The sequence below is a fragment of the Bacillus cereus group sp. Bce019 genome (genome assembly GCF_051781745.1).
GTDB lineage: Bacteria > Bacillota > Bacilli > Bacillales > Bacillaceae_G > Bacillus_A > Bacillus_A cereus.
On the sequence record NZ_JBPWJX010000026.1, the window covers coordinates 14423 to 40943 of the forward strand.

Here is a 26521-nt window from a genome sequence, read left to right on the forward strand (position 1 = left end):
GTCCTATATCAAACCGTGGCATTTTATTAAATAAATTCAACTTTTACTTTTTCCGTTACATGATTAAAACTATAATTCTCCTATCCTTTCAAATAAAATCGACTTGTATTTTCATATATTGTTTCTGCGACCTTATCAATGGATATGTTTTTTATAGAACTAATTTCCTTTAATACCTCTCGAATCATTCTTGGGTGCGTTATAACATCTTCTTGAAATTCCCACGGACCATCTGTTTCTACCATCATATATTCAAGCGGATAATACGAAACGATTTTTCTAATCTTCTCCTTATGTAAAACATCCGGTGTAATCGAAATATAATAACCATTTCTCATCATCCGTTTCATTGTTTCATCGCTTCCTTTAAACCAATGGAAGTGTGCACGTGAAACTTTATATTTCTCTAGCAAATCACATACAATGTCAGCATCTTCATAAACTGCGTGTAATACAATCGGCAAATTATACTTACTAGCTAGTTCTATAAATTTTTTCAATACAGCTATGTATGGATCTGCAGCAATTCTTTCATCTTCTTTTCTCAAATAATAGGGCAAACCTACTTCACCAATCGCAACAATTTCCTCTGCGTTCTGTTCAATAAGTTGATAAATCTGTTCACACTCTTCTTTATGAATCTGTTGCTCTGGATGAAACCCTATCGCTGGATATATAAAGGGATACTTCTTCGCTAAAGATAACGTTTCCTTACAAGATTGATAATTCATAGATACCGCAATAAGCCCCTTTATTTCCTTACTATTTTCCACCTCTTTTAGTAATCTGCTCTTCTCTTCATCCTTATATTGATCAACATGTATATGACTATCAATCCATTTCATCTTTATGCCCCCATAAAAAAAACAAGAAAGGACTTCCTTTCTTGTTTTAGCATCTATATTATTTAACAATTAAGTTTGTTATGATATCAAATAATCCAATACACACTACGGCAACAGTAAAGTAGCTACAGAAATCTTTAATTGGTAACTTCACTACTTCTTCTTTACGCATCCCATTCTTCTCCCTTCTTACTAGATCCCTAATTATTTTTCTATCTGTATCTATTATGCAAAAAATATGACAAATTTACTATCGAATTAACTTACGTAAACCTTACAATGTTGTAAGGTTTAAAAAAGGATCCCCATCTTTATTCAGATGAGGATTATTAAAAATTAGTTGGTTTTTCATTCTTCATTACAAACAGAAAGTAATACATTGAGACTTTCTAGTTACACTATATGAAAATTACTATCTTTTAACTATCGAATTACATTACAGAAGGCTTACATGTTTGTAAGTTATGTGTAATGTAATTCGATAGTTCCCCTTACTTATATTTCGTACAATAAAGTTAGCAAGTAAGCCAAATAAGAAGAACACTCACATAACCAAATTACATTGCTAGTAGCTACTCTTCTTATACCTTTCACCCATGCTACTACAATGTACCCCCTTCCCCTTTATATAATAAAAAAGCCTTAGTCTATATGGACTAAGGCTTTTTTGTTAATCTCAAAAATACCCTTACCCAGTATTTTTATTTTCGACAAAAAATAGCCGGGGGTATATTTCACTATCTCATCGTTAAAAGTTTGCTCTTCGCATTTATAGGAATATTTGCAACCTCAATCTCTTCAATCGATTCACCGTAACGTCCTTTTGCAAAAACCTTTAATGCTTCATCTCTCTTTAACATATGCTTAACCGTTTTCTTTATTTTCTGCTCTCTACCACGTTCATCGAATGCAATAAATTCATATTCATACCACTCATCACCAATATGCTGACCAATTGTATTCACAACCGTATAGTATTCTTTCGTCTTATAAAATGGATTATATTTATCGATAACTGGTCCAAGTTTCGTAGGCAGTAACATTACTACTATCACTATCATCGCTATTATAGTAGTGATCATTTTTTTCTTCATAATAAACATTCCTCCTCTGCAGGATATATATACATCCATTTTAAAAAGGGGGAATAAAATCTACTATTGAATCTCATTACATTACACTTACATTTTTGTAAGAATTAAAAAAGGTGAACGAATTTACTCGTTCACCTTTTAGCTTGCTTTAAAGCCACCGCCAAGTACATCACGTACATCATGTATAACAACGAAAGCATCTTCATCTACCCGGCTAATAACTTGTTTTAACTTAACAAGCTCTTGTTTATTAATAACAACATATAAAACTTCTTTATTTTTACCAGTATATCCGCCGCGCCCTTCTAATACAGTAACACCGCGTGTCATATTTTTCGTAATAGCTTCACGAATTAAATCTGGTTGATTCGAAATAATTGTAACAGCCGTTTTTGTGTCCATTCCTTCTACAATGAAATCAATCACCTTCGCTCCAATGAACACAGCCACAAGTGTATACATCGCCTTTTCTTGCCCTATTATAAATACAGAACCAGCAATTACAACAATATCAATAATTAGTACGCCTTTACCTACACTCCAACCTAAATATTGATTTGCTAACTGAGCTAAGATTGCTGATCCTCCCGATGTACCTCCGGCTTTGAACATACAACCTAATCCAATTCCCACAAATAAACCAGCAAATAAAGCTGCTAATAATGTATCACTATTTACATGATACTCAATATGTTCTGTAACGTATAAAAACAAAGATGTTTCTACAATCCCTAAAATTGTATAAATCATTGTTTTCTTATCAAAAAATTTATAACCAACAGCTAGTAAAATTGCATTTATAGCAAAGTTCACAATTCCTGGTGACCAATCAAATAAGTAGTACGTAACAACCGTTAAACCAATAATTCCACCTTCCGATAAACGGTTTGGAATTGCAAAGTAATTAATACCAATTGCGAATAATAATGAACCAATTGTAATTAGTGTTATTTCCTTTATACGTTGATTAACCATAGTTCATACCCTCCCCCCATTTGACATTGTATCACTATCTCCTAGAGGTTTAGAAGTGGTTTTTATTCCGCATTTTCCCTCTTAAAAATTGAAATATTATGTTTAAACAGAGGGTTGATTAATTATTCATATTTGCTCTAACTGCACGGACAAATCGCTCCACATTCCCTTTCTGAATATACTTAGCGCGAATGGTTTCATGACTACAAGTAAATTCAAAATACGGATGAAAATCTATGCTATCTATATACAAATATGAATACTCTTTAAATGTTGAAGAATAGTACGGAAATTTCCCGTAAAAAAGGAGACGTCTAGTAGTGGCAACAAAAACCCCATGTTGATACGATAATATAAAATTATCCTTCTCAAATATCCCTACCACAAAAGCCAGAATCTTTTCATCATCATCTACATACTTTTTCATACTCGATAAAAGTTCATTCATGCATATTCCTCCAAATTCTATTCACTGCATTAACACTTGAAAAGAATCCATGGATTATTACAGACCGGTTTAACTCCTTTATAAAGTATGAAACGCGTTTCCTGTCAAAGATATTTCAAAAAAATAATCCGTTATGCGATTATACACATAACGGATTACGATTAAACTGTAGAGCGTTCCACAAGTTCGTATGGAATTTCCAGCTTTTCTTGTTCAGAACTCTCGTCATTCACTTTTCTATGCAACATTTCAAAAGCAGTTTTCCCTATCTCCTTTAAATTTTGATCAATAGTTGTCAATTGTAACACTTGCGAGATAGGTTGATTATCAAAGCCAATAATCGCTAAATCCTCAGGAACTTGAATCCCTAATTTTTCAACCTCTGTCATAACCCCAATCGCAACTTCATCACCTGCTACTATTAATGCTTCAGGAAGATCCTGCATCTCTTTTAACTTATGAGCCACTTTTACACCATCTTCTAGTGTAAAACATTCTGTAAAAATCCATTCTTCATTAACCTCTTCGTCTATAGATTGCAATTGATGTTTATAAACATCAAAACGCTTTTGACTACTCGGCCCTAATTTTCTTCCCGTACAATAACCAATTTTTTTATAACCTTTCTCAATCAAATAATCCATTCCTAATTGAAAGGCCGCTGAATGATTCGTATATACACTTGAGATGTTTGAAATATCATTGTCTTCACAAGCAATTATTGCGCCGTAAGAAGCATACGGTTCTATCGTTTCCCAATCATTTGCACGTGAACAAATAATAAGACCATCCAATTGTTTTGTTTTTAACATATGTAAACTTTTCATTTCTTCTTTTTTATTATAATTCGTTTGGCAAAGTAGCACCCTGTAATTATGCGCTAACGCAGTCTCCATCATTCCGCTCACCATCGCATCAAAACACGGATGATTAATATACGGTAAAATCACACCAACAATATTCGTTTTTCCTTTTGATAAATGAACAGCATTTGCGTTTTGCGAGTAATTCAATTTCTCAACTATCTCTATAACCGCTTTTCTTTTTTCTTCACTTACATATGGGTGATCATTCAACACTCTCGAAACAGTCGTAACTGAAACTCCCGCCATCTTTGCGATATCTTTAATATTAGCCATACACTCACCTCTATCTTTAACTTAATGAATCCCATGAACATATGTCAAATCTTCTTATCATTACACCTTCATTCGTTTCTCTTACAAAAGTGTAATTTTTCTGTAAGCTAATTCGATAGTGACTTTCCGCAACATTTCATACAATTAAGTCAGAAACAAGGTAACAACTATTCGAAAAGGAGCGGATTAATATGATAAACAAAATGAAAACGAACAATTTCTTACATACAATGGGCATGGTATTTTCCGCTCTTATCGACGCAAAAGCTGTTGCTTCTACATTAAACAAGTAAGGAGAATGTATTATGAATAACATCACTTTTAACAAATTAGATTTTTTAGGACTAGCTAGTGGCTCGATTCTTCTTACTGCTTTTATTTACGCCGCTACGCTTGTATAACTTTGTGTCCCCCTTTCCCCTTTATTATAAATAGTAATAGAAAAGACGACCGTCTATGCCCGGTCGTCTTTTCTTATTTTTGATTTGATTGCAAAGCTTCTTTTAACTCCTCAAACTTCTCATTTAATTGATCCGTCATCATTTTCATAGCGGTTTTTCGATCTATTTGTTCTCCAGCCTCAATTTGAATCGGATCTCCAAAAATTAATTGTGCCTTTTTCCCCCTTATTAATTCTTTTACACTTGATGGACCAACATAAGCTGCCGGCACTAAAGGTACATTAGAACGCATCGCAATTGTCACAGCACCCGCTTTTAATGAAACATCTTCTGCTGATCTCGTTCCACTCGGAAAAATTCCTACTACCTTTCCTTCTTTTAATAAACGTGAGGGAATTTTAAGTGTACTTGGTCCCGGATTCGCACGATCTACAGGGAATGCATTTACATTTTTAAAGAACCAATTTTTGAATTTCCCTTCAAATAATTCTTTTTTTGCCATGTAATGAATTTGAGTTGGGTACATCCCTGTAGCTAACATTAATACATCCATAAAACTTGTATGTGTACACGCAACAACATACGGACCACCTTCCGGTAACTTTTCTCTTCCTTGCACTTCTACTTTCCCAGCTGTTTTAAATATATATTTCAACAAAAATGTAATTGGTTTATACATTGGTTTCGTTCCTTTCTAAACATCCGAAATATAATCATATTCTTATAACGATTATAACACTAAGTTTTAGGAGTTGGTAATAAAATTAAGTATGAATTGTTAAATTTCAATTCTTACAAAAGTGTAATTTTCTTGTAAGCTAATTCGATAGTTACTTCTCACTATATTTCATACAATTAAGTCAGAAACAGGGCAACAACTATTCGAAAAGGAGTCGATTGATATGATGAACAATATGAAAATGAACAATTTCTTACATACAATAGGCATGATATTATCAGCTCTTTTCGACGCAAAATCTGTTGCTTCTACATTAAACAAGTAAGGAGAACTCATTATGAATAACATCACTTTTAACAAATTAGACTTTTTAGGATTAGCTAGCGGCTCTCTTCTTCTTACTGCTTTTATTTACGCCGCTATGCTTGTATAACTTTGTGTCCCCTTTCCCCTTTATATAGAAAAAGACGACCGTCTATGCCCGGTCGTCTTTTTAATTTTTTCTTTCTTTCAATTCTTTTAAAAGCTGTATTAGCTCAGCTTGTTGTTTTATCTTTTTACGACCATTTCGATTAATTGCTGCAAGCTCACAGGCAACTCCGACGGCGAAGAAAAACAATAAACTTTCTAACATGTGAAATCCTCCATTTGCCTATTAAACAGCTTGACGTAATTGTTCTTCTTGTAAAACTCTCTTATTTATATTTTCTTCTTTTCTCTGGCAAACGTTATTACGAATAAGCGCTGCAATAACAAGTACAGTCCCTATAATATCAAACATTGTGATTTGATACCCTTGAATCATCATAATAGCTAAAGTCGTAATTGGTACAAAATTAATAAATAAAATCCCATTAATGGATGATAAAATTTTCACACCATAGTTCCAAGCAAGTAGCGCTACAATACCTGGCAATGTCATCATGAATAACAAATCATATTTCACAATAGAAATCGTTCCCATACTTGGAACTGAAATATATCCAAGCGACGTAATAATTACCGTTATAATCGCTGTAACAGTCGTACCGAATACACACGTCAACGTAGAATAACGTAATGTTGACCAATCACTACAAGTTTGACCACCCATCGTATAAATAACCCACCCTACAACACCAATAAATATAAATGCTAATGGGAACATATTATCTTTCAATGTTACAAAGAAACTCATGTCACCTTTTGTAATAACAAACACAGCTCCTACAAAAGCAATAACCATACTCGTTATCATATACTTCTTCGGTTTTATATGCTTATATCCCCATAAAATACAAATAGAAATCATCGGCATAAGTGCTTCCATAATGGAAGCTACCATTACACCCGACTTACCCATTAACATTTGCCCTAAAAATATGAGGACATTATATACTGTAAATGCCATCGTTCCAAAAAAGACGAGTAACTTTCCTCTTCCCTCTAAACAAAATGCCTGTTTTCCTTCTTTCACTAACAACAATACAATCAGCATTATCGCCACTGCTCCATAGCGAATAAGCGAAAAATAAAATGGATCTATGTATTCTAGCGCATGATCAGCAACTGGAAACATCGCTCCCCATGACATACTCGCAATTAAACACGCCAAAGCCCCTATTATCATTTGACCTCTTCTCACCGCAATCCCCCGTTTCTTTCTATTTGCACAAAGAGAATTGTAAAAGAAAAAATATATCACGTAAAATGATTCAAAATGATGTTAACTATCATTTATAATGATAGTTAACATCAAGGGGGATTACAAAATGGAATTAAGAGACTTACAAATCTTTAAAAGCGTTGCCGATCAGGGTAGTGTAAGTAGCGCAGCAAAGGAATTAAATTATGTACAATCAAATGTAACTGCACGTATTAAACAACTAGAAAACGAATTAAAAACCCCACTCTTTTACCGCCATAAACGAGGAATGACTTTAACAGCTGAAGGAAGAAAAATGCTCGTTTATGTTAGTAAAATTTTGCAAGATGTCGACGAACTAAAACAAGTATTTTTAGATAGCGAAACACCTTCTGGTATATTAAAAATCGGTACAGTCGAAACAGTAAGTACACTGCCTACCATTTTATCTTCTTACTATAAAAGCTATCCGAATGTCGATTTATCATTACAAGCGGGTCTAACAGAAGAATTAATTAGAGAAGTACTTGATCATCAATTAGATGGCGCCTTTATATCAGGTCCTATTAAACATCCACTAATCGAACAATACGATGTTAGTACAGAGAAATTAATGCTTATAACACAAAATAAAGCCTTTCATATAGAAGAATTTACAACAACGCCTCTACTCGTTTTTAACCAAGGATGTGGATACCGCTCCAAACTAGAACGTTGGCTTAAAGACGAAGGTTTGCTACCAAAAAGAATTATGGAATTCAATATATTAGAGACAATATTAAACAGTGTTGCACTCGGTCTCGGAATTACACTCGTACCACAGTCTGCTGTCCATCATCTTTCTAAAGCAGGTAAGGTACATTGTCATGCAATCCCTGAAAAATACGGCAGTATTTCAACGGTTTTCATACGCCGTAAAGATAGCTATATGACGAATTCAATGCGTAGTTTTTTAAAAACAATTGAAGACCATCATCATATCAATATGCTGTGAAAGACATTCTTACATGAATGTCTTTTTTTCTTACAAAAGTGTAAGTCTTTCGTAAGCTAATTCGATAGTTGGAAGTATCCATATTCCCTATAATTAAGACATAAGCAGGGCAACAACTATTCGAAAAGGAGCGGATACGCATGATGAACAATATGAAATCAAATAAATTTTTAAATACAATGGGCATGGTGCTATCCGCACTTGTCGATGCAAAAGCTGTTGCAACTACATTAAACAAATAAGGAGAGATTATAATGAACAACATTACTTTCAACAAATCAGACTTTATCGGACTTGCAAGTGGAGCTACTCTTCTTACGGCTTTCATTTATACACTTGCTCAAGGTCTTATTTAACACTTTGTTTCCCCAAACCCCTTTATATATAGAAAAAGCTGCTCGTCTTATAGACAAGCAGCTTTTTAGTTTGTCCCGCTTTAATGGGCAGTAAGACCCCCTCCTCAAAATTCAGCGAAAGCAAAGAAGTTAGGTGGGGGTCGGGCTGCCCATAAAAGTCCGATTGGTGAAGGCTAATAATCAGTGGGGGATGAAGAACCCCCACACTGATTAAAGTTTCACTTTATTTCATATACAATTTGACCTGTTTTCGTAATATCATATCCGCCAATCGCATTTAATTCATTATGAAATTCTTCCGATTGCAGAATGTCTTTCACAACTTCAATCAGCTCTTCATTTTCTTTATTCTTCAAAATTACTAAATCATACTGTTCTTTCATGATTGGAATAAAGTCCACATTTACAATTTGCGAAAACTTTTCTGAACCTACTCCTACATCAGCTTTTCCATTTGCAACTTGCGTGGCAACACCAAGATGATTCGATTCTTCCCATTCATATCCACTAATATCAGCTTTATTTAATTTTCGGATTCGTAATTGTTCATCCACTAACACTCTAATACCAGAACCCTTTTCTCGATTCACAAACTTTATAGTGGACCCGGATATGTCAGCCCATGTCTTTATTTTCTTCGGATTTCCTTTTTGAACATAAAACCCTACATTTCTGGACAATAAATTAATCATAAGACATGGCTGTCCTACTAAAATACGTTTTACGTAAGGAATATTATATGTACCCGTTTCACCATCAAACAAATGCAAACTAACGATACTTCCTTCTCCTTGATACATTTTCACTAAACTCGTTAAGCTACCTTGATACGCTCTTAAAACATTAGAACTTGGCAAACGATTTTCTATACGTTTAGCTAACATATCTAACGTTAGTTCTTGACCACTAATAATACACGTGTTCAAGATACTACTACCATCGTTTTTTACAGGATTAACTTGTACTTTCCCTGTTTTCATTTGCTTTATATATTGATCTAAATCTGCTGCATCAATGCGCATCTGTCTACCAACTCTATAAGAAGGAAGTTCTCCTTTTTTAATTAAGTCGTATACAGTTAATTTTGATACTTTTAATCGCTTTGCTACTTCTTCCGTTGTGTAGGAATGATGATCCATAGACGATTCCTCACTTTCTCCTTTCATTGTAACAAAGAAAAGAATATTTCTCCTATTTTTTAAAAATAGACATATGTTCAAATTATATTCAATTATAACTAGTTATATTTAGTTATATTTAGTTATAATTAGATGTGTCAAAATGAAAGGGGATTTTTTTATGAATAAATTTATATTACGTTCCATCGGGGCACTTATACTTTCTTTCCTCCTTATATTTAGCGCTGCTTGTACAAGTGGGGAAAAGCATACAAAGTCAGCTGCTAAAGAGGATAAAACAGTTGAACTGACTATCTCAGCTGCTGCAAGCTTACAAGATGCATTAAAAGAAATCGAAAAACAATATAAAGAAAAAGAGCCAAATATCAAACTTTCTTTTAACTTCGGTGCTTCTGGAGCACTTCAACAACAAATTGAACAAGGTGCACCTGCTGATTTATTCTTCTCAGCAGCAGAAGATAAATTCCAAACCCTTGTAAAAAAAGGATTCATTAATGAAAAAGAGGGGAAAAATCTCCTTGAAAACGAACTCGTTCTAGTTGTCCCAAAAGATAGTTCTCTTACAAAAATTCAAGATTTAAAAGATGAAAAAATAAAAAAAATTGCACTTGGTACACCTGAATCTGTACCTGCTGGCAAATATGCAAAGGCTTCTCTAACACACGAAAACCTTTGGAATGATGTTCAAAATAAAGTCATATTTACAAAAGATGTTCGCCAAGTGTTAACATATGTAGAAACAGGGAATGTCGATGCTGGTATCGTATACAAAACAGATGCTCTCATTTCGGATAAAGTAAAGATTGGTGAGACAGCAGCAGCTACTTCTCATGAGCCAATCCACTATCCTTTAGGTGTTATAAAGGAATCTAAACATAAGAAAGAGGCGACTTCATTTTATGAGTATTTGCAGTCAAAAGATGCACAATCTATCTTTAAAAAATATGGATTTACAGTCCTGTCTTAATTACTATGAGCATTGATGCTATTTTATCGCCTGTCTTTCTATCTTTAAGAGTAGCTGCATGCGCCACTATTCTCGTTACAATTTTAGGGACAATTGTCGGGCGAGCACTAGCTCGCTCCTCATGGCGATATAAAGTACTATTAGAAACCATATTTTTATTACCAATGGTACTTCCACCAACTGTTATCGGCTTCTTTCTCATTATCATCTTTGGAAACAACAGCCCGATCGGAAAGTGGGTTGAATCATTATTTCAGCAGTCTATCATGTTCACATCTACTGCTGCGATCATTGCTTCTACAGTTGTTGCATTTCCGCTTATGTACCAATCAGCGAAAACGGGATTTTCTATCGCAAATGTACAAATTGAAGAAAGTGCTCGTGACCTTGGCGCAAGTGAATATCAAGTTTTTCTGCACGTTACACTTCCGCTCGCATTTCCTGCCTTACTAAGCGGGATGATTTTGAGCTTTGTCCGCGCGCTCGGTGAATTTGGTGCTACACTTATGTTTGCCGGGAACATTCCTGGTAAAACACAGACAATCCCAACTGCAATTTACATGGCTATTGATGCAAGTAATATGCAACTCGCATGGACACTTGTAGTTATTACTATCGGTATGTCACTCGTATTTCTACTATGTATTCAACTTATTAATAAAAGAATTACTAGCTCTTAAAGCAGCTTTTTTCGAAGCTGCTTCTTTATTTCTTAGGAAATAAAATATACCACCGGGAAATAACTGAATTTTACCTCTTATTAAAATATACATTTTATTTGAATTCACTTTCTAAAATAGGCAATTTCCTGTTATTATATGGAGGTGTTTCAAAAAATGAAGAAATGAAAACGCATTTATATCGTGAATTCTTCATCCTGTTTTAGCGATCGGTAATCTTCTACTCTATTAGTGGGGCATTACCGATCGTTAGAACGATATGTAACTATATTGGTATAGCAAACCGAAGGGAGTCTTGTAATGGACATTTTATTAGCGCTTCTTCCTGCAATTGCATGGGGAAACATCTTATTAGTAAGCGTAAAAATGGGCGGTGGTGCATATAGCCAAACGGTAGGTATGACAATCGGTGCTCTATTCTTCGCAACAATTATGTATGTATTTACTCAACCAGCTTTAACAATGACAATCTTAATTGTTGGTTTTATTTCAGGTTTATTCTGGGCTTTAGGACAAGTAAACCAATTAAAAACAGTTGAAAAACTAGGTGTTTCAACTACTGTAACGATTTCTACTGGTATGCAACTTGTTGCAACTTCTATCTTTGGGGTTATCGCTTTCCGTGAGTGGACTACTACTACAACGATCATTCTGGGAACGATTGCAATCCTATTAATCGTAGTTGGTGTTGTATTCACATCATTAGATGATAAAGAAAATGCTCAGCCACCTGGACAATTGAAAAAAGGACTTCTTACTTTAATTGTTTCTACTTTCGGCTATCTTGTATATGTAATTATTATTCGTTGGTATAATATCGATGGTTGGTCTGCTATTTTACCACAAGCAGTTGGTATGTTTGTTGGTGCGGTTGTACTGACGTCTAAACATAAACCATTTAACAAATATGCAATCCGTAATGCTTTGTCTGGTTTACTATGGGGAACTGGAAACTTATTCTTACTTCTTTCATTACCACGTGTTGGAGTAGCAACAAGCTTCCCATTATCTCAAACTGGAATCGTTATCTCAACATTCGGTGCGATTGTATTCTTAGGTGAAAAGAAAACAAAACGTCAATTGATCTTTATTGCACTAGGTAGTGTTTTAATTATTGGCGGCGCTGTATTACTTGGTATGACAAAAGCATAATCTTATATTCTATTAGTAAACCCCTGAAGCATATGTACTTCAGGGGTTTTTTAATTCTAATTATTTTCTAGATATAATTATTTGTATGTTCTTGCCCCTTATAATTGCTCTTCCACTCTAGCAAACCAGCTACACATATAAAGAGATTAATAATAGCTAATATTAGCATGAATTTCCTCCTTCTCATTATCCATTCCATCTACGATAAGTCTTTTCTTTTTACAAAATTCTCTTAAAGATGATATCGTTTTTATAACATATCTCTACTAGAAAGGAATAAAGGATATGCTAACTAAACATCGAATTTTATTTATTGGTGCCGGTCGTATGGCAGAAGCTATATTTTCCGGATTACTTAAAACAAGCAAAGAGTACATCGAAGAAATTATCGTCTCTAACCGAAGCAACATAGAAAAGCTAAAACAGTTACAACATCAATATAATGTGTCTACTACAACAGATTGGAAACAGCATGTTACATCTGTTGATACGGTTGTTTTAGCAATGCCACCTTCGGCTCATGAAGAGTTATTAGCTGAGCTATCTCCGTTAATATCAAATCAACTAGTCGTAACAGTAGCAGCTGGCATTGGACCATCTTATTTAGAAGCTAGACTCCCAAAAGGCACGCCTGTTGCTTGGATTATGCCTAATACAGCTGCTGAAATTGGAAAGTCTATCTCCTTATATACAATGGGACAATCAGTAAACGAGATACATCAAGAAACCCTGCAACTACTTTTAAAAGGTATTGGTACTTCGCAACTTTGTAATGAGGAAGAAGTTCATCAGCTTACTGCAGTTACTGGAAGTGCACCAGCCTTCCTTTATTACTTTGCTGAAAGCTTAATTGAAGCAACAAAAAGTTATGGAGTTGATGAAGAAACCGCAAAACATCTTGTCATTCAAATGATTTCTGGCTCTGCTTCTATGCTTGAACAAACGCAAAATCCAGCTAACCTTCGCGAACAAGTAACAACGCCAGGTGGTTCCACAGCTGAAGGTCTCAAAACTTTATACGAATATAATTTTTCAGAGGCAATTCAAAAAGCAGTAGAAGCAACAAACAAAAAAGCTAGGGGGAAATAATATGATTTTAACAAGTTTAAAAGACTATACAACATTACATAACGGTGTAAAAATGCCTTGGTTTGGTTTAGGTGTTTTTAAAGTAGAAGATGGTTCAGAAGTAATTGATTCTGTAAAAGCAGCAATTAAAAATGGCTACCGCAGCATCGATACTGCAGCAATCTATCAAAATGAAGAAGGCGTTGGGCAAGCGATTCGTGAATCCGGTGTTTCACGTGAAGAATTATTTATTACCTCAAAAGTATGGAATAGCGATCAAGGATATGAAACAACGCTTCAAGCATTTGAAACTACATTAGAGAAATTAGGTCTAGAATATTTAGATTTATATTTAGTACATTGGCCTGTAAAAGGGAAATATACTGAATCATGGAAAGCATTAGAAACACTTTATAAAGATGGCCGTGTTCGCGCTATCGGTGTGAGTAATTTCCACATTCACCACTTACAAGACGTATTTGAAATTGCTGAAATTAAGCCAATGGTCAACCAAGTGGAATACCACCCACGTTTAGCACAAGAAGAGTTACATGCATTCTGTAAAGAACATAATATCCAGCTTGAAGCTTGGTCACCATTAATGCAAGGACAACTACTAGATAATCCAACGTTACAAGAAATTGCGACAAAATATAATAAATCAACTGCGCAAATTATTTTACGTTGGGATTTACAAAACGAAGTTGTAACAATTCCCAAATCAATTAAAGAACATCGCATTATTGAAAATGCAAACATCTTCGACTTTGAATTAAGTGCTGATGATATGAAAGCAATTCAAGCTTTAAATGAAGATCGTCGCGTTGGTCCAGATCCAGATAACTTTAACTTCTAGTAGAAAAACCACTGCCATATGCAGTGGTTTTTTCTTTTAAGAAAACTGAAAATTTAAACTATATTTCATTTAGTTGACACTTCATTATTCAAGGTGTAAGATTTTGAATTATCAAAGAAACACAAAAATTAATAAAATTTATTCGTTTACTCATTGTATCAAGAGAGGTGGAGGGACTGGCCCTTTGAAACCTCGGCAACAGGTTCATTTTGAATACTGTGCCACTTCCTGCAAGCTTTATGCTTGAAAGATAGAATGAGGGACTTCGTTTATATACGGGTGCATAACTTGTACGTAAAAATCCCTCTTTCTCAATATGAAAAGAGGGATTTTTTATTTTTCATTTCCCTCATCATCATCCAAACTTAATTATTTAGGAGGAAAATCAAATGAAAAAGAAGTTTGTACCCGGTATTGCATCAGTTGTAGGAGTAAGTATTTTATTAACTGGTTGCGGTAGTTATAAAAACGAAGCAAGCGGAGCAAATGCAAAAGACGAGGCACCTAGTAAACAGGTTTTAAACTTATCTTCACCTACTGAAATACGAACAATGGATACGGCTCGTGCTACAGATACTGATTCTGGTCAAGTAATGAGAAACGTATTTGAAGGTTTGTATAATCTTGGTGAAGGTAACAAACCTGTTCCTGGTGTTGCAAAATCTCATGAAGTAAGTGGCGATAAAACGAAATACACATTCCATTTGCGAGATTCAAAATGGTCAAACGGCACTCCTGTTACAGCTAAAGATTTTGTGTTCGCTTGGCAACGTGCCGTAGATCCAGCAACAGCCTCTGAATATGCATTTTTATTCTTTGATATTAAAAACGCAACAAAAATTAACAACAAAGAACTTCCAGCCGACCAACTTGGTGTAAAAGCAGTTGATGACCATACGTTTGAGGTAGAATTAGAGCGTCCTGTTCCTTATTTTATTAGCTTAACAGCGTTCCCAACATTTCTACCAATTAATGAGGAATTCTTTAAAGTACAAGGTGATAAGTACGCTTTAGAAGATAATACAATCTTGTACAATGGAGCTTTTACACTAAGCGATTGGAAGCACGAACAAAGCTTTAAATTTAAGAAGAACCCTACCTATTGGGATAAAGATACTGTCAAACTAGAAGAAATCAATTTTAATGTCGTAAAAGAAAAATCAACAGAAGTAAATTTATTCGAGTCAAAACAATTAGATCGTATAAAACTAACATCTGACTTCGTCGATAAATATAAAAAGGATGCTAACTTTAAAGAACGTCCAAACGTAGGCGTACAATTTTTACGTATGAATCAACAAAACAAAGTACTTCAAAACGTTTCTGCACGCCAAGCAATTGATCAAACAATTGATAGAAAATCCTTTGTAAATACGTTATTAAATGATGGCTCTACACCAACATTTGGTCTCGTTCCAAAAAACTTTGCAAAAGGACCTGAAGGAAAAGACTTCCGTACTGCAAACGGCGATTTAACAAAAGTTGATACAAAATCTGCACAAGAGTTATGGAAAAAAGCTAAACAAGAGCTTGGTTCTGAAAAGATAACATTAGAATTATTAACGAGTGATGCTGACCTTGATAAGAAAACTGGTGAATTCTTAAAAGGACAACTAGAAAAGAATCTAGATGGATTAACAGTAAATATAAAACCTCAGCCGCGTAAGCAACAAGTTTCGCTTTTATTAAAAGGTGACTACGAAATCGGAATTGATGGCTGGAGCCCTGACTTTGCGGATCCAATTACATTCCTTGAGCTATTTACAACGAATAACCCTTATAACTTAGATCATTACTCTAATAAGGAATTCGATGAAACAATAGCAAAAGTGAAAACAACTTTAGCTGGTGATGAAAAAGCTCGCTGGGAAGCATTACTAGCATCCGAGAAAATATTATTTAAAGACTCTGTTATCGCTCCTCTTTACCAAAAAGGCGAATCTTATTTAGAACGTTCTTATGTGAAAGGAATTGTGCAAGTAGACTTTGCAGGTCAATTAAACTTCAAGTGGACAAAAATTGAAAAATAAAGTGAAACTTTAATAAGTGGGGGGTTTCTTCATCCCCACTTATTATTAGCCCACACCAATTGTTTTTTTAGCAAAATATATTAAAAATAGGTTCTCTCACACATGAGAATCTGCTTTTTTAATATATTATTCCGAGAAATTAACAATCTATTTTTATTATTGACATATAGTTCTTTTCAGTGTTAATATTCTAAATAATCAAAGAAACAAAATATTTCACCATCAAAATATAATGTCTACTACGTTGAAACATATAACGATAGATTATAGTTCGACATGTATATACATATAGAACACCTGATTACCTATAAACAAATATTTATAATAGGTTTTATCTCCTTCTATAGCTACTTCAAGACACGGACATTATGACGTTACGAACAACACATTTAGGGAGGAACGAACAATGAAGAAAAAAGTTGTACCTGTTGTTGCATCTGTTTTAGGGGCAAGTCTATTACTAACTGCTTGCGGGGGAAATAAAGATAATGCAAGCGGAGCGAAAGCAAAAGATAAAGCACCTGATAAACAGGCAATTAACTTATCATTCGCTTCAGAAATTCCAACAATGGATGTTGCAAAAGCAACGGATGGGGAATCCATGAACGTAATGCGTAATGTTTTTGAAGGGCTATATGCAATGGGAGAAGATAATAAACCGGTTCCTGGTGTCGCTGAGTCGGTTGACATTAGTCCCGATAAAACAAAATATACATTCCATCTCCGTGATTCAAAATGGTCAAACGGTACTCCTGTTACAGCAAAGGACTTTGCCTTCGCTTGGCAACGTGCCGTAAATCCTGATACAGCAGCTGAATACGCATTCTTATTCTTCGATATAAAGAATGCGAAACAAATAAACCAAAAACAATTGCCAATTGATCAACTAGGGGTCAAAGCTGTTGATGATAAAACGTTAGAAGTACAACTAGACCGTCCTGTTCCCTACTTCTTAAGCTTAACTACATTCTCAACATTCTTACCAATTAATGAAGAGTACTTAAAGTCTCAAGGCGATAAATATGGTTTAGAAACAAATCATTTAATTTATAACGGTGCTTTCACATTAGATAACTGGAAACATGAACAAAGCTTCCAATTGAAGAAAAATCCTAACTATTGGGATGCTAAAACTGTAAAATTAGAAGAAATCAACTTCAATGTCGTTAAAGATAAGTCTACAGAAGTAAACTTATATGATTCAGGACAAATTGATCGTGTTGCTTTAACTGCAGAGTTTGTTGATAAATATAAGAGCGATCCAAACTTCAAAGAACGCGCTGAAGTCGGTATTCAATTCTTACGATTAAATCAGAAAAATGAAACATTAAAAAATCAACATGCACGCCTTGCTATTAACGGCGCAATGAATAAAAAAGCTTACGTAGAAACAATCTTAAATAACGGCGCTGTTCCAGCTGAAGGAATGGTTCCTGCGAAATTTGCAAAGAGCCCAGAAGGCAATGACTTCCGTAAAGAAAATGGAAATCTAGTCAAGGATGATGTGAAAACAGCGAAAGAAAACTGGAAAAAAGCAAAACAAGAACTTGGTACTGACAAAGTAACAATCGAACTATTAACAAGTGACAATGCTTTAGCTAAAAAGACTGGTGAATATTTAAAAGGTGAATTAGAAAAGAACCTAGATGGATTAACAGTGAATTTAAAACCACAACCACGTAAACAACAGCTAAAACTACTATTAAGTGGTGACTATGAAATTGGTATTGACGGCTGGGGCCCTGACTTCGCTGATCCAATTACATTCTTAGATTTATTTACAACAGATAGTGCTTATAACTTCGATAAATACTCTAACAAAGAGTACGATGAGCTAATTCATAAAGTGAAAACAGATTTAGCTGGCGATGAAAAAGCACGCTTTGAAGCAATGAAGCAAGCTGAAAAAATTCTATTACAAGACGGCGCTGTCGCTCCTTTATACCAACAAGGCCGTTCTTACTTACAACGCTCTTTCATTAAAGGACTTGTAACAACTGACTTCGGTGGTGAGTTTAACTACAAGTGGACAGAAGTTACAAAATAATAAGTGCTAATAAAAAGGTATCCCACCGAGGATACCTTTTTATTTTATACTTCTTTAACTACAGAGCTTCTTCTTCCCTTTACCATTCCTTTTATAGCTAAAGTCATCACTGCTACTGATTGTGTAACCAATACAATAACTAATAATGAAATAATATTTCTCTCTAAACTAACTCCTCCAAATATTATTGTATAATAGCCATTCGCTGCATATGTTGCAGGAAATAATTCACTAATTGTTTGATATGTTTTAGCAAGCATTTCATGTGGCACAGTTACAACCATTTGTGTTAATGAAAGAAAGGCGAAAAAGACTATTGTCAATAATCCTCTTTTCCTTCTTTTTGCATTGAACCAAAACTCATCATAAATATAAACACAAACATCAAATATGTTCTCCACGTCAAAGAAGGTATATGCCCTGACCAAAGATAGCTAACTAAATAATTAATTCCCATAATACAAGACGATATTACTAAACTAATACTTATTAGTTTTACATATTTGAGCATATCTTTTCTCCTTGTTTTTATTTTTCTACTTCTTCAAACTGTAGATTCACCGGATCTTCTAAAAGTGTTTCATAAAAGTTCTCTGCCAAATCTGTTGAAGGGATTTTTTCATCTACTTCATCAAATCGAATACTATCTAGCCACACACAACCTTCTCCTGATAATAAAACACCAAATGCAATACCAAGTGCTTCTTCTTTTATATCTAATACAACCGAGTACGATTGCCAGTTATTCGTATTTTTAATGGGGCGATTTTGCATATTATCCATAGCGAGCGGTTCTGTATCTTTTCCATCTACTCGCATCCACAATCCTGCCCAATCTCTTACATTTTCACTCTTAATAAATGCTGTAAAACGTAATCTCTTCCCTACATATTTATCCGCTCGGAACATTTGCATTAATGTTGAAAATCCTCCATGCGTAACATTCTCTTTTGCTTTTATGTATGCAGATACTTTTCCTTGATGGACAACTTCATAATCTAAACCCATCTCATATTCAGCAGGATGACTTCCACTTAAGATCCATCCTTTCGGTATACCTTTTTGCATTGAAACACCCTCTCTTTCTATATAAAATGACTGAAAGTACTTTCGATATTTCTTTGGTGGCAATTGAAACATTCTTTTAAAAGCTCTCGTAAATGCCTCTTGTGAGGAAAAACCGTATTGCACTGCAATATCAATAACAGCTCTCTCCGTTGACACTAAAACTTGCGCAGCATGAGTTAACCTTCTCTTTCGAATATAATCTGTTACACTCATCCCAACATATCTTTGAAAGATGCGATGAAAATGGTACATCGATACTGCACTGTGAGATGCCACTCTTTCTGTTGTAAGCTCCTCATGTAAGTGATTCTCTATATATTCAATTGATTTTTTTATTATCTCTTTATATTCTTCATGCATTTTAGCCCCTCCCTCACAACTTCAATTTACCATATACATACAAATCGTTTTTGATTTAAATTGCGGATTAGTCCTTGTGACTGCAGGATAATAATTTATTTTCAACACATACATAATTACATGTTTTTTGGAAAAACTTGTATAGAACGAATTTACATAAGGAGGAATTTATAATGAGAATTCTACTATCAGTTTTATTAGCTCTTATGCTAGTACCTGCATTAACAGGATGTAAAGCTCCTGCCAAAGAAGACACAACTTCTAATAAAAAGACGACTGAAGAAGCAAAAAATGAGGCCCCTGCAGATTTAAAACTTAATTTTAATGAATTTAGTTTAGATACAGACTATCAGGATACAAAGAAAGACTACGAAGCAGATTATAAAAATGTAGCGGCTGATAAGAAAATGGAAGCAAAAATTGAAGATCATAAAGCAGATGTAAATTTAACAGGAGACGAAGCTATCACAAAATTAAGCCCACTTCTACAAGAATTAAAATTTGATAAAGATACTCCTGACCAAGAAGTAATTGATCAAGTAGTAAACGTGTTCAAACTTGATAAAGACTATCAAAAATTCGATTTAGAAGTTGTCTTCTCTGATGGAACGAAAAAAGAATATAAAAGAGAAATAAAATAAAGAAGTAGGCCGTAGTAAGAAGAAAAAATAACCTTGCACAGGCAAGGTTATTTTTTCGTTTCTGCTTGAAAACGTTTATAGTATGTCGATGCTGTTGCAAAATTAATTTCTATATCACGAATCAACGATGAATCTTCTTCTTTAGCTAACTTCTGTAATTTTTTCATTGCTTGTTCCGATTCATTCAAGAAACCGACATATACCTCATGTTCTTGCTCTTTCGACTTCGGAACACGAATTTCTTTTCGTATATGATCAATATCTTCTAACATGCTCGTTGTTACCTTTTGCACATCTTCTTTATATGTAGCAGTCGTTATTTCCTTACCGCCCTTTTCTTTTGCCACTTCAAATAACTGCAGTGCGTTATTAATTTCTTTATTCATTTTCAAATCGTATTTTTCATGTACTGCAAGGTATTCTTTCATTTCTTCTGTTTGTTCTGTAGATTGCTCTACCTTTTCTTTCGGTTCTTTCGTATCCTTATTTCCATTACATCCTGCTAGAAGGATCATACTTCCCATTACAGCAATACCCAAAACCTTCTTCATCTCTTCTTCTCCTTTTATCTACAGCTACTACTCATTATAGTTTCTTTTATCTCCACTTGTTATTATACCGAGAACATCCTACTTTTTACACTTAAGACGACATCGTAATATATATACCAACATGTTTGTCACAGTATCGTCACTTTATACAAATAACTTTTGCAATGCTTTACTACATCACCTTAAAAAACTGTATGAGGTATTTCAAAGAAATGAAAAAAGAACTGATTCAAACATTCCCTTTGAATCAGTTCTTTTTTGTTAAGCCTCTAAATTTTGTTTTTGCTGCAGTTCAAACTGCTTCTCACTTCTTCTGGCCATAAATAGATAACATAACACTGCTCCTACTTCACAAAGCGCAATAACAACACCCATCGGTAATGCTGTATTACTTCCACCAATACCTACTAGCGGAGCGACAAGCGCTCCTGAAATGAACTGTAATAAGCCTAATAAAGCTGACGCTGTTCCTGCAGCTTGCTTCTGATTTCTCATCGCTAATGAGAACCCAGTTGTTGATACAACCCCGACACTTGATACAACAAGGAATAACGAACATAAAACACCGATTAAACCTATTCCTAGTACGATTGTCAGTAGTAAAGATAGGCCACCAACAGCTGCGATAATAATACCAGCAACAAATAATGTCTTCTCATTCACTTTCCCCGCTAAACGACCCGTTACCTGACTAGCAATAATAATACCGATGCCGTTAATCGCAAAGAATAAACTAAATTGCTGTGGTGATGCTCCGTATATGTTCTGCAACACAAATGGTGAGCCCGAAATGTATGCAAACATTGCCGCTGTTACTAATCCTTGTGACAATGCATATCCCATAAACAGACGGTCCTTTAACAATTTTCCGTACGTCGCCAAAGTCCCTGACAAACCACCCGTTTCTCTTTCTTCAGGAGGTAATGTTTCACGCAATACAAAAGTAGCTGATATTAACATGAATACGCTAATTGCTCCAAGAACGATGAAAACACCGCGCCACGTTGTAAACTGTAATAATTGCCCCCCAATAATCGGTGCCAAAATAGGTGCTGCTCCGTTTACTAACATAAGCAGTGAGAAAAACTTCGTCATTTCAGAACCTGAATACATATCACGTACCATCGCACGTGATATAACAATCCCGGCTGATCCTGAAGCTCCTTGTAGGAAGCGTAATAACACTAATGTCCAAATAGATGGCGCAACAGCACAAAGTAAAGAAGAAGCAACATAAATAATAAGAGCAATAATAAGAGGTTTGCGTCTTCCGTAAATATCACTAATTGAGCCAACAAATAATTGTCCTACTGACAGCCCAAGCAAACAAGCTGTTAATGTAAGCTGCGCGAGGGATGCACCTGTTTGCAAATCATCCGTTAACTTCGGTAATGAAGGCAAATACATATCAATAGATAATGGTCCAATCGCCGTAAGTGTTCCTAATACAAGAATCATCCATAACCTGTTTGCCTTTACAGGTTTATATATTTCGTGATTAACTTCATTCACTTTTTCAATTCACCCTTTCCTATACAAACTGAATCGTAACAATTATAGTTACATCATAAACATACGTCAAGTACAGCGCATTTTCCTCTTTCATAATGTAAAAAAAGCGATAGAAATTCTATCGCTTTACTTTTTCACATTGCTATTCGTAAATTTAGATACTGAGGACATCATCTCTCCCGTATCTAAATATGTAATTTGAATTGGGTCTCCTACTTCTGTAAACATAGCATATGGGAATTTCTTCACCGGTATCATAAATACCTTTTGTTCATTCTCTAAAAGTACGTACACGATTGTATTTTCACCTGTTTTTTCTTTATATACCCGTTGTACAATACCTTCTTTTTGCGCTTCTTTTCCTGTTGAGGTTGGTCTAAATGTATCACCATTACCGCTCATTACGTTTTTATAATTCTCAAGCGCTTCTTTCTGCGAAGAACCTGTCGCAAATATTTTTGCATTAGCAGCATATACAACTGTATGTGCACGTACTAGGCCTCCGTCATCAACAACCGGAATAATCCAAGCTGGTTTACCGTATACGTTATAAATGACAGGCATTGTCCCATGCCATTTCTCTCTCTTAAAGGAATTATCTACTACTTCTGTAGCTGCTGAACCATCCATAATCCCCTTTACTTCTTTTCCATTATAGTAATATAGCTTGCCTGTGCGTGCATCTACTAATGAATAGCCTAGGGCTGAATCTACTCCTTCCTTTGGAGAAGTAAAGTCTGTAAAATAATACAGTGTTCCATCTTTACCAAAGATCGGGGTCACGCCTTCTTTCGTTCCCCACTCAGTCGGAATTTTCATATCTGTTTGTGAGAATTTCGTATTCCAAAATCCGTGAATATATTTACCAAAGTACGTATTTAACGTAGATGCAGTCTCATGATTTAATACACCATCAACAAATTTAGGTGCCTTTCCTTTATCATATCTTTTCACTTCACCTGTTTGTGCATCTACTACGACAACACCTTCTACCTCAAATCCAGATCTTCCTGAAATAAATTCACCATACGTCATTGTATAATATGGTTTTCCTTTATCATCAACCTCAAATTTAGGTTTTCCTTTAAAGATTAAATTTGGTTCTGCTTGCCTTACCACACGCTCTAAATTATTACCAAAAAACATGCTTGGCACATATTTCATTTTATAACCGAGGTGCAGTTTCGCTTCCGCATCAGGATTCGTACCTGACATCGTTACATACCCTGGAATTGTCTCAGCTTTACGCGCTTTAAAAAATCCTGAAACTTCAATCGGCGCTACATATAAAGCTTCGCCGTTTACCATTTGTGGCGTTAATTCTCCTAGCTCAAAATAAGCTACTTTCGGAATATCACCAAATACTTTTTTCATCTTATTCTCCGCTGTCTTTGGCGGCACTGTAAACGGCTGGTCATTTTCAGTAAATGGCTCTGAAATATCTTTCTCTATCTTAACAACAGAATCATATTTCTTTTGCGAGATTACTATATCGTGCAAATAACCAAAGTAGCCGTAACTTGCGAGTAAAATAAACATTAGAAGTCCTTTTAATGTACCTTCTAATTTCCCTATTTGATCTTGTGAAAATAAAACAAGCCCAATTAAAATTGCTACTGCAACAGAATAATGAGTAAGAATCGAGTCTACCCGATCATCAATTAGCCAAAAGTATTCATAGATTGCAATACCTATCCAAAATAAAACAGGAATAACTAAAATAGATGATTTCTTACCCTTTACAACCTTCTTATCTCCCTTCTTATCCACTGCTCGAAGCTTACTACTACTTCTTGTCCATGGAATCAAAAACAAAGTAAGAATAGCTAAAACTACAAATTTCATCAAAGGCACTGTCCCCTTTTCTTTTGTATTCCCTTTTAGTATAACAAATAAAGGGTATTAAGGTGAAAATAGGAATAGTTATATTTTTTTACTACTTAATACAATCCCGCTCACTACATATAGAATAGATGCAATATAAAAAATTGTACCAATCGTAAAGAAATCTACTAAATATCCCGTGGCAATAACCGCTACTGCTCCGCCAATGGATGTCCACACATGGTATTTTCCAATCTCATAACCAGCCTTTTCCTGCGCAACCTTTCGTGCTAACGAAGTCTTCTCAGTATTACGCTGCACAGCACCTAAAATGCCCATTACAATTTGAAGAATATATACATGCCATACTTCCGTGGCAATCGGAAAGCAAAGCATTAAGATTGCCATGGACCAAGCGTATATGATTAATAATTTTTTATCACCTACTTGATCAGATATCTTTCCCACTAGTGGATATACAAGTGCTGATGTTAAAGCAAATAAGCCATACGCCCAGCCAAATTGCGAGAAGCTATTTCCAACGTTTCGAAGCAATAATATATAAAAAGGAAATACCATACTTCCTGCCATCATGATGATACTTTGCGAAGCCACAAATCTTCTATATGTCATTTCGTATACTCCCTATAAAATAAATTCACAAATCTCTCTTCTGAATCTACTTCCTTCTTTTTCTTGAGAAATTCTTCAATACGAGGATATGCCCTCTTTAACTGCTCTTTCGTTGGATAAGAATAGTACGGCAAATAGTAACTACCGTTATGCTTTAAAGTAACATCAATCATCTTCCGAATGACATCCTCTGTTTTCTTTATCTCACTCTCTGAGCGTCCCTGGTTAATCAAAAGAACCAGCGCAAACATATCATCTTTCGCATAGGACAAAACTGCATTTTCATTCTTTTCCACGTAACGAATCGTAATGTTGAGTAAATTAAACTCTTCTTCATTTAATACGTTACGTAAATCATCTATATACTCCGTGAAAGCATCTATAGGCACAAAGTATTCTTGTAACACTTCGGTCCTATTTGAATTTTCATATTCCATAAAAGCACTATCTGATCTCATAACATTATTACGCGTCTCATACTTTCCATCTGTACGTTCAAAATAACCTCTTTGTATATCCCAAAATGTATTCTTTCCCCAATCACTATAACGTGATAACCCAAGTAAAAATTTCGGTACCGCTATAATATTTTCTTCCTTTAATTCACTGTACTCTTCTCTCATATTTTGATTTTGTGCCAAAGTATAATCTGTCACATACATCTCTTTTAAAAATGAATTTGGAGCAACAGAAATACGCGCTAAGTGCATACGAACATTTTCATCTCTTTTCACTTTCTCTTTGAAATAAGATACGTATTCTTTATAATCTATCATTCTCGTGTGCATTTCATATAATTCATCATCTGTTAACTTCAGCGTCACATCTAAAATAACTCCAAATAAACCGTAACCCCCAATGACATATGGAAATAACTCTGCATTTTCTTCTCTACTTACATTACGTACCGTACCATCTGCCATTAACAATCTAAATGAATCTACTGTATCAATTAGTGCCTCATGACGAATATCACGCCCGTGTACATTTACACTTAATGAACCACCAACAGTAAAAATATTTTGAGACTGCATGACCTGTACCGCAAGGCCATATGGATTTATTTTCTTCTGAATATCATTCCACGTGACACCACTTTGAACTGTAATCTGCTTCTTCTCTGGATCAAATTCTAATATTTTATTATATCCTTTCATATCGAGCATCGTGCCATTTGGATAATATGTCTGTCCTCCTTGGCTATGTTGCATGCCTGCAATGGAAATTTTCTCTCCTGAAACTTTTGCATCTCGCACTAATTTTATTAACGAGCGCTCTTCCGTAGCACTTTCAACACGTTTTATTTTTGTCGGAAGCAATTTACCTACATCACTCATAATAGGATGATCAATTTGTTTTTTATACGTATGTACAGACGTTGCAAGCAACACTGTATATGCTACAATGACCGCCGCTATCTTTCCTTTTTTCAAATGAC

General features: G+C 34.8%; 29 protein-coding genes and 1 riboswitch. Of the genes, 12 read left to right on the forward strand and 17 right to left on the reverse strand.

What is annotated here, in order from left to right; all coding sequences use genetic code 11:
- Positions 1 to 80: 80 nt before the first annotated feature.
- From ACS2QP_RS24370 to ACS2QP_RS24390, 5 genes are all read right to left on the reverse strand, one after another.
- Positions 81 to 845 (reverse strand): TatD family hydrolase, encoded by a 765-nt coding sequence (locus tag ACS2QP_RS24370; RefSeq protein WP_000871102.1) that lies wholly within the window; start codon positions 843 to 845, stop codon positions 81 to 83.
- Between the two features lie 737 nt (positions 846 to 1582).
- The gene (locus ACS2QP_RS24375; RefSeq protein ID WP_000728422.1) at positions 1583 to 1939 is read right to left on the reverse strand and encodes a YxeA family protein; all 357 of its coding nucleotides are present in this window, start codon (positions 1937 to 1939) and stop codon (positions 1583 to 1585) included.
- Positions 1940 to 2077: 138 nt separating this feature from the next.
- Entirely contained in the window at positions 2078 to 2914 is an 837-nt protein-coding gene (locus ACS2QP_RS24380) for a YitT family protein (protein ID WP_000248045.1), read from the reverse strand.
- 118 nt (positions 2915 to 3032) lie between these two features.
- On the reverse strand, positions 3033 to 3362 hold the full coding sequence (locus tag ACS2QP_RS24385) for a PH domain-containing protein (protein WP_001004246.1): 330 nt from the start codon (positions 3360 to 3362) through the stop codon (positions 3033 to 3035).
- Positions 3363 to 3523: 161 nt separating this feature from the next.
- The gene (locus tag ACS2QP_RS24390) at positions 3524 to 4501 is read right to left on the reverse strand and encodes a LacI family DNA-binding transcriptional regulator (RefSeq protein WP_428192488.1); all 978 of its coding nucleotides are present in this window, start codon (positions 4499 to 4501) and stop codon (positions 3524 to 3526) included.
- A 305-nt stretch (positions 4502 to 4806) separates the two neighbouring features.
- Between ACS2QP_RS24390 and ACS2QP_RS24395 the strand changes: the two genes are divergently transcribed.
- The gene (locus ACS2QP_RS24395) at positions 4807 to 4902 is read left to right on the forward strand and encodes a DUF3948 family protein (protein WP_001059999.1); all 96 of its coding nucleotides are present in this window, start codon (positions 4807 to 4809) and stop codon (positions 4900 to 4902) included.
- Positions 4903 to 4975: 73 nt separating this feature from the next.
- Here ACS2QP_RS24395 and ACS2QP_RS24400 read toward each other — a convergent pair whose 3' ends face one another.
- On the reverse strand, positions 4976 to 5581 hold the full coding sequence (locus ACS2QP_RS24400) for a lysophospholipid acyltransferase family protein (protein ID WP_000277783.1): 606 nt from the start codon (positions 5579 to 5581) through the stop codon (positions 4976 to 4978).
- A 337-nt stretch (positions 5582 to 5918) separates the two neighbouring features.
- Here ACS2QP_RS24400 and ACS2QP_RS24405 point away from each other — a divergent pair, with 337 nt between their 5' ends.
- A complete protein-coding gene (locus tag ACS2QP_RS24405; RefSeq protein ID WP_064774791.1) occupies positions 5919 to 6014 on the forward strand; it encodes a DUF3948 family protein in 96 nt (31 codons plus the stop codon).
- Between the two features lie 60 nt (positions 6015 to 6074).
- Here the strand turns inward: ACS2QP_RS24405 and ACS2QP_RS24410 are convergent, their stop codons facing one another.
- Positions 6075 to 6215: a YrzO family protein gene (locus ACS2QP_RS24410; RefSeq protein ID WP_000894065.1), complete on the reverse strand. Its 141-nt coding sequence runs from the start codon at positions 6213 to 6215 to the stop codon at positions 6075 to 6077.
- Between the two features lie 21 nt (positions 6216 to 6236).
- Entirely contained in the window at positions 6237 to 7205 is a 969-nt protein-coding gene (locus ACS2QP_RS24415; protein ID WP_438882950.1) for a DMT family transporter, read from the reverse strand.
- A gap of 127 nt (positions 7206 to 7332) precedes the next feature.
- Between ACS2QP_RS24415 and ACS2QP_RS24420 the strand changes: the two genes are divergently transcribed.
- Together ACS2QP_RS24420 and ACS2QP_RS24425 are read left to right on the forward strand one after the other, a co-directional pair.
- The gene (locus ACS2QP_RS24420; protein ID WP_000423031.1) at positions 7333 to 8199 is read left to right on the forward strand and encodes a LysR family transcriptional regulator; all 867 of its coding nucleotides are present in this window, start codon (positions 7333 to 7335) and stop codon (positions 8197 to 8199) included.
- Between the two features lie 254 nt (positions 8200 to 8453).
- On the forward strand, positions 8454 to 8555 hold the full coding sequence (locus tag ACS2QP_RS24425; protein ID WP_001060017.1) for a DUF3948 family protein: 102 nt from the start codon (positions 8454 to 8456) through the stop codon (positions 8553 to 8555).
- Between the two features lie 218 nt (positions 8556 to 8773).
- Here ACS2QP_RS24425 and ACS2QP_RS24430 read toward each other — a convergent pair whose 3' ends face one another.
- On the reverse strand, positions 8774 to 9694 hold the full coding sequence (locus ACS2QP_RS24430) for a substrate-binding domain-containing protein (RefSeq protein WP_002180310.1): 921 nt from the start codon (positions 9692 to 9694) through the stop codon (positions 8774 to 8776).
- 160 nt (positions 9695 to 9854) lie between these two features.
- On the opposite strand from ACS2QP_RS24430, the gene modA reads away from it, so the two are divergent.
- The 7 genes from modA (at position 9855) to ACS2QP_RS24465 (ending at position 18494) form a co-directional block, all read left to right on the forward strand.
- Entirely contained in the window at positions 9855 to 10661 is an 807-nt protein-coding gene (gene modA / locus ACS2QP_RS24435) for a molybdate ABC transporter substrate-binding protein (protein ID WP_078420870.1), read from the forward strand.
- Positions 10662 to 10666: 5 nt separating this feature from the next.
- Entirely contained in the window at positions 10667 to 11341 is a 675-nt protein-coding gene (gene modB, locus ACS2QP_RS24440) for a molybdate ABC transporter permease subunit (protein WP_061456695.1), read from the forward strand.
- A 300-nt stretch (positions 11342 to 11641) separates the two neighbouring features.
- Positions 11642 to 12493: a GRP family sugar transporter gene (locus ACS2QP_RS24445; protein WP_000353544.1), complete on the forward strand. Its 852-nt coding sequence runs from the start codon at positions 11642 to 11644 to the stop codon at positions 12491 to 12493.
- 285 nt (positions 12494 to 12778) lie between these two features.
- Complete coding sequence (gene proC, locus ACS2QP_RS24450; protein WP_017674453.1) at positions 12779 to 13582, forward strand: pyrroline-5-carboxylate reductase; 804 nt, start codon at positions 12779 to 12781, stop codon at positions 13580 to 13582.
- Between the two features lies 1 nt (position 13583).
- Positions 13584 to 14417, forward strand: coding sequence for an aldo/keto reductase (locus tag ACS2QP_RS24455; protein WP_000604203.1), 834 nt, complete (start codon positions 13584 to 13586; stop codon positions 14415 to 14417).
- Positions 14418 to 14569: 152 nt separating this feature from the next.
- Positions 14570 to 14674, forward strand: a riboswitch (SAM riboswitch).
- Between the two features lie 132 nt (positions 14675 to 14806).
- The gene (locus tag ACS2QP_RS24460) at positions 14807 to 16447 is read left to right on the forward strand and encodes a peptide ABC transporter substrate-binding protein (protein WP_326235286.1); all 1641 of its coding nucleotides are present in this window, start codon (positions 14807 to 14809) and stop codon (positions 16445 to 16447) included.
- A 406-nt stretch (positions 16448 to 16853) separates the two neighbouring features.
- A complete protein-coding gene (locus ACS2QP_RS24465) occupies positions 16854 to 18494 on the forward strand; it encodes a peptide ABC transporter substrate-binding protein (protein WP_326235285.1) in 1641 nt (546 codons plus the stop codon).
- Positions 18495 to 18538: 44 nt separating this feature from the next.
- Here the strand turns inward: ACS2QP_RS24465 and ACS2QP_RS24470 are convergent, their stop codons facing one another.
- The 3 genes from ACS2QP_RS24470 to ACS2QP_RS24480 are packed head-to-tail and all read right to left on the reverse strand — an operon-like array spanning position 18539 to position 19922.
- Positions 18539 to 18817, reverse strand: a complete 279-nt coding sequence (locus ACS2QP_RS24470; RefSeq protein WP_326235284.1) for a hypothetical protein — start codon at positions 18815 to 18817, stop codon at positions 18539 to 18541.
- Complete coding sequence (locus ACS2QP_RS24475) at positions 18814 to 19005, reverse strand: hypothetical protein (RefSeq protein WP_000922547.1); 192 nt, start codon at positions 19003 to 19005, stop codon at positions 18814 to 18816. Before ACS2QP_RS24475 ends, ACS2QP_RS24470 begins: the two co-directional genes overlap by 4 nt.
- A gap of 17 nt (positions 19006 to 19022) precedes the next feature.
- Entirely contained in the window at positions 19023 to 19922 is a 900-nt protein-coding gene (locus tag ACS2QP_RS24480) for a helix-turn-helix transcriptional regulator (protein WP_000544202.1), read from the reverse strand.
- A 173-nt stretch (positions 19923 to 20095) separates the two neighbouring features.
- Here ACS2QP_RS24480 and ACS2QP_RS24485 point away from each other — a divergent pair, with 173 nt between their 5' ends.
- Positions 20096 to 20563, forward strand: coding sequence for a YusW family protein (locus tag ACS2QP_RS24485; protein WP_061456698.1), 468 nt, complete (start codon positions 20096 to 20098; stop codon positions 20561 to 20563).
- Between the two features lie 47 nt (positions 20564 to 20610).
- Here the strand turns inward: ACS2QP_RS24485 and ACS2QP_RS24490 are convergent, their stop codons facing one another.
- The 5 genes from ACS2QP_RS24490 to ACS2QP_RS24510 all read right to left on the reverse strand — a co-directional run bounded on the left by ACS2QP_RS24490 (position 20611) and on the right by ACS2QP_RS24510 (position 26516).
- Positions 20611 to 21114: a hypothetical protein gene (locus ACS2QP_RS24490; RefSeq protein WP_000756525.1), complete on the reverse strand. Its 504-nt coding sequence runs from the start codon at positions 21112 to 21114 to the stop codon at positions 20611 to 20613.
- Between the two features lie 261 nt (positions 21115 to 21375).
- Positions 21376 to 22635 (reverse strand): multidrug effflux MFS transporter, encoded by a 1260-nt coding sequence (locus tag ACS2QP_RS24495; protein ID WP_224200803.1) that lies wholly within the window; start codon positions 22633 to 22635, stop codon positions 21376 to 21378.
- A gap of 117 nt (positions 22636 to 22752) precedes the next feature.
- Positions 22753 to 24471 (reverse strand): DUF3981 domain-containing protein, encoded by a 1719-nt coding sequence (locus tag ACS2QP_RS24500; RefSeq protein WP_061456699.1) that lies wholly within the window; start codon positions 24469 to 24471, stop codon positions 22753 to 22755.
- Positions 24472 to 24549: 78 nt separating this feature from the next.
- Positions 24550 to 25083, reverse strand: a complete 534-nt coding sequence (locus ACS2QP_RS24505; protein ID WP_000222361.1) for an MFS transporter — start codon at positions 25081 to 25083, stop codon at positions 24550 to 24552.
- Positions 25080 to 26516, reverse strand: coding sequence for an FAD-binding oxidoreductase (locus tag ACS2QP_RS24510; RefSeq protein WP_061456700.1), 1437 nt, complete (start codon positions 26514 to 26516; stop codon positions 25080 to 25082). Before ACS2QP_RS24510 ends, ACS2QP_RS24505 begins: the two co-directional genes overlap by 4 nt.
- Positions 26517 to 26521: the final 5 nt, after the last annotated feature.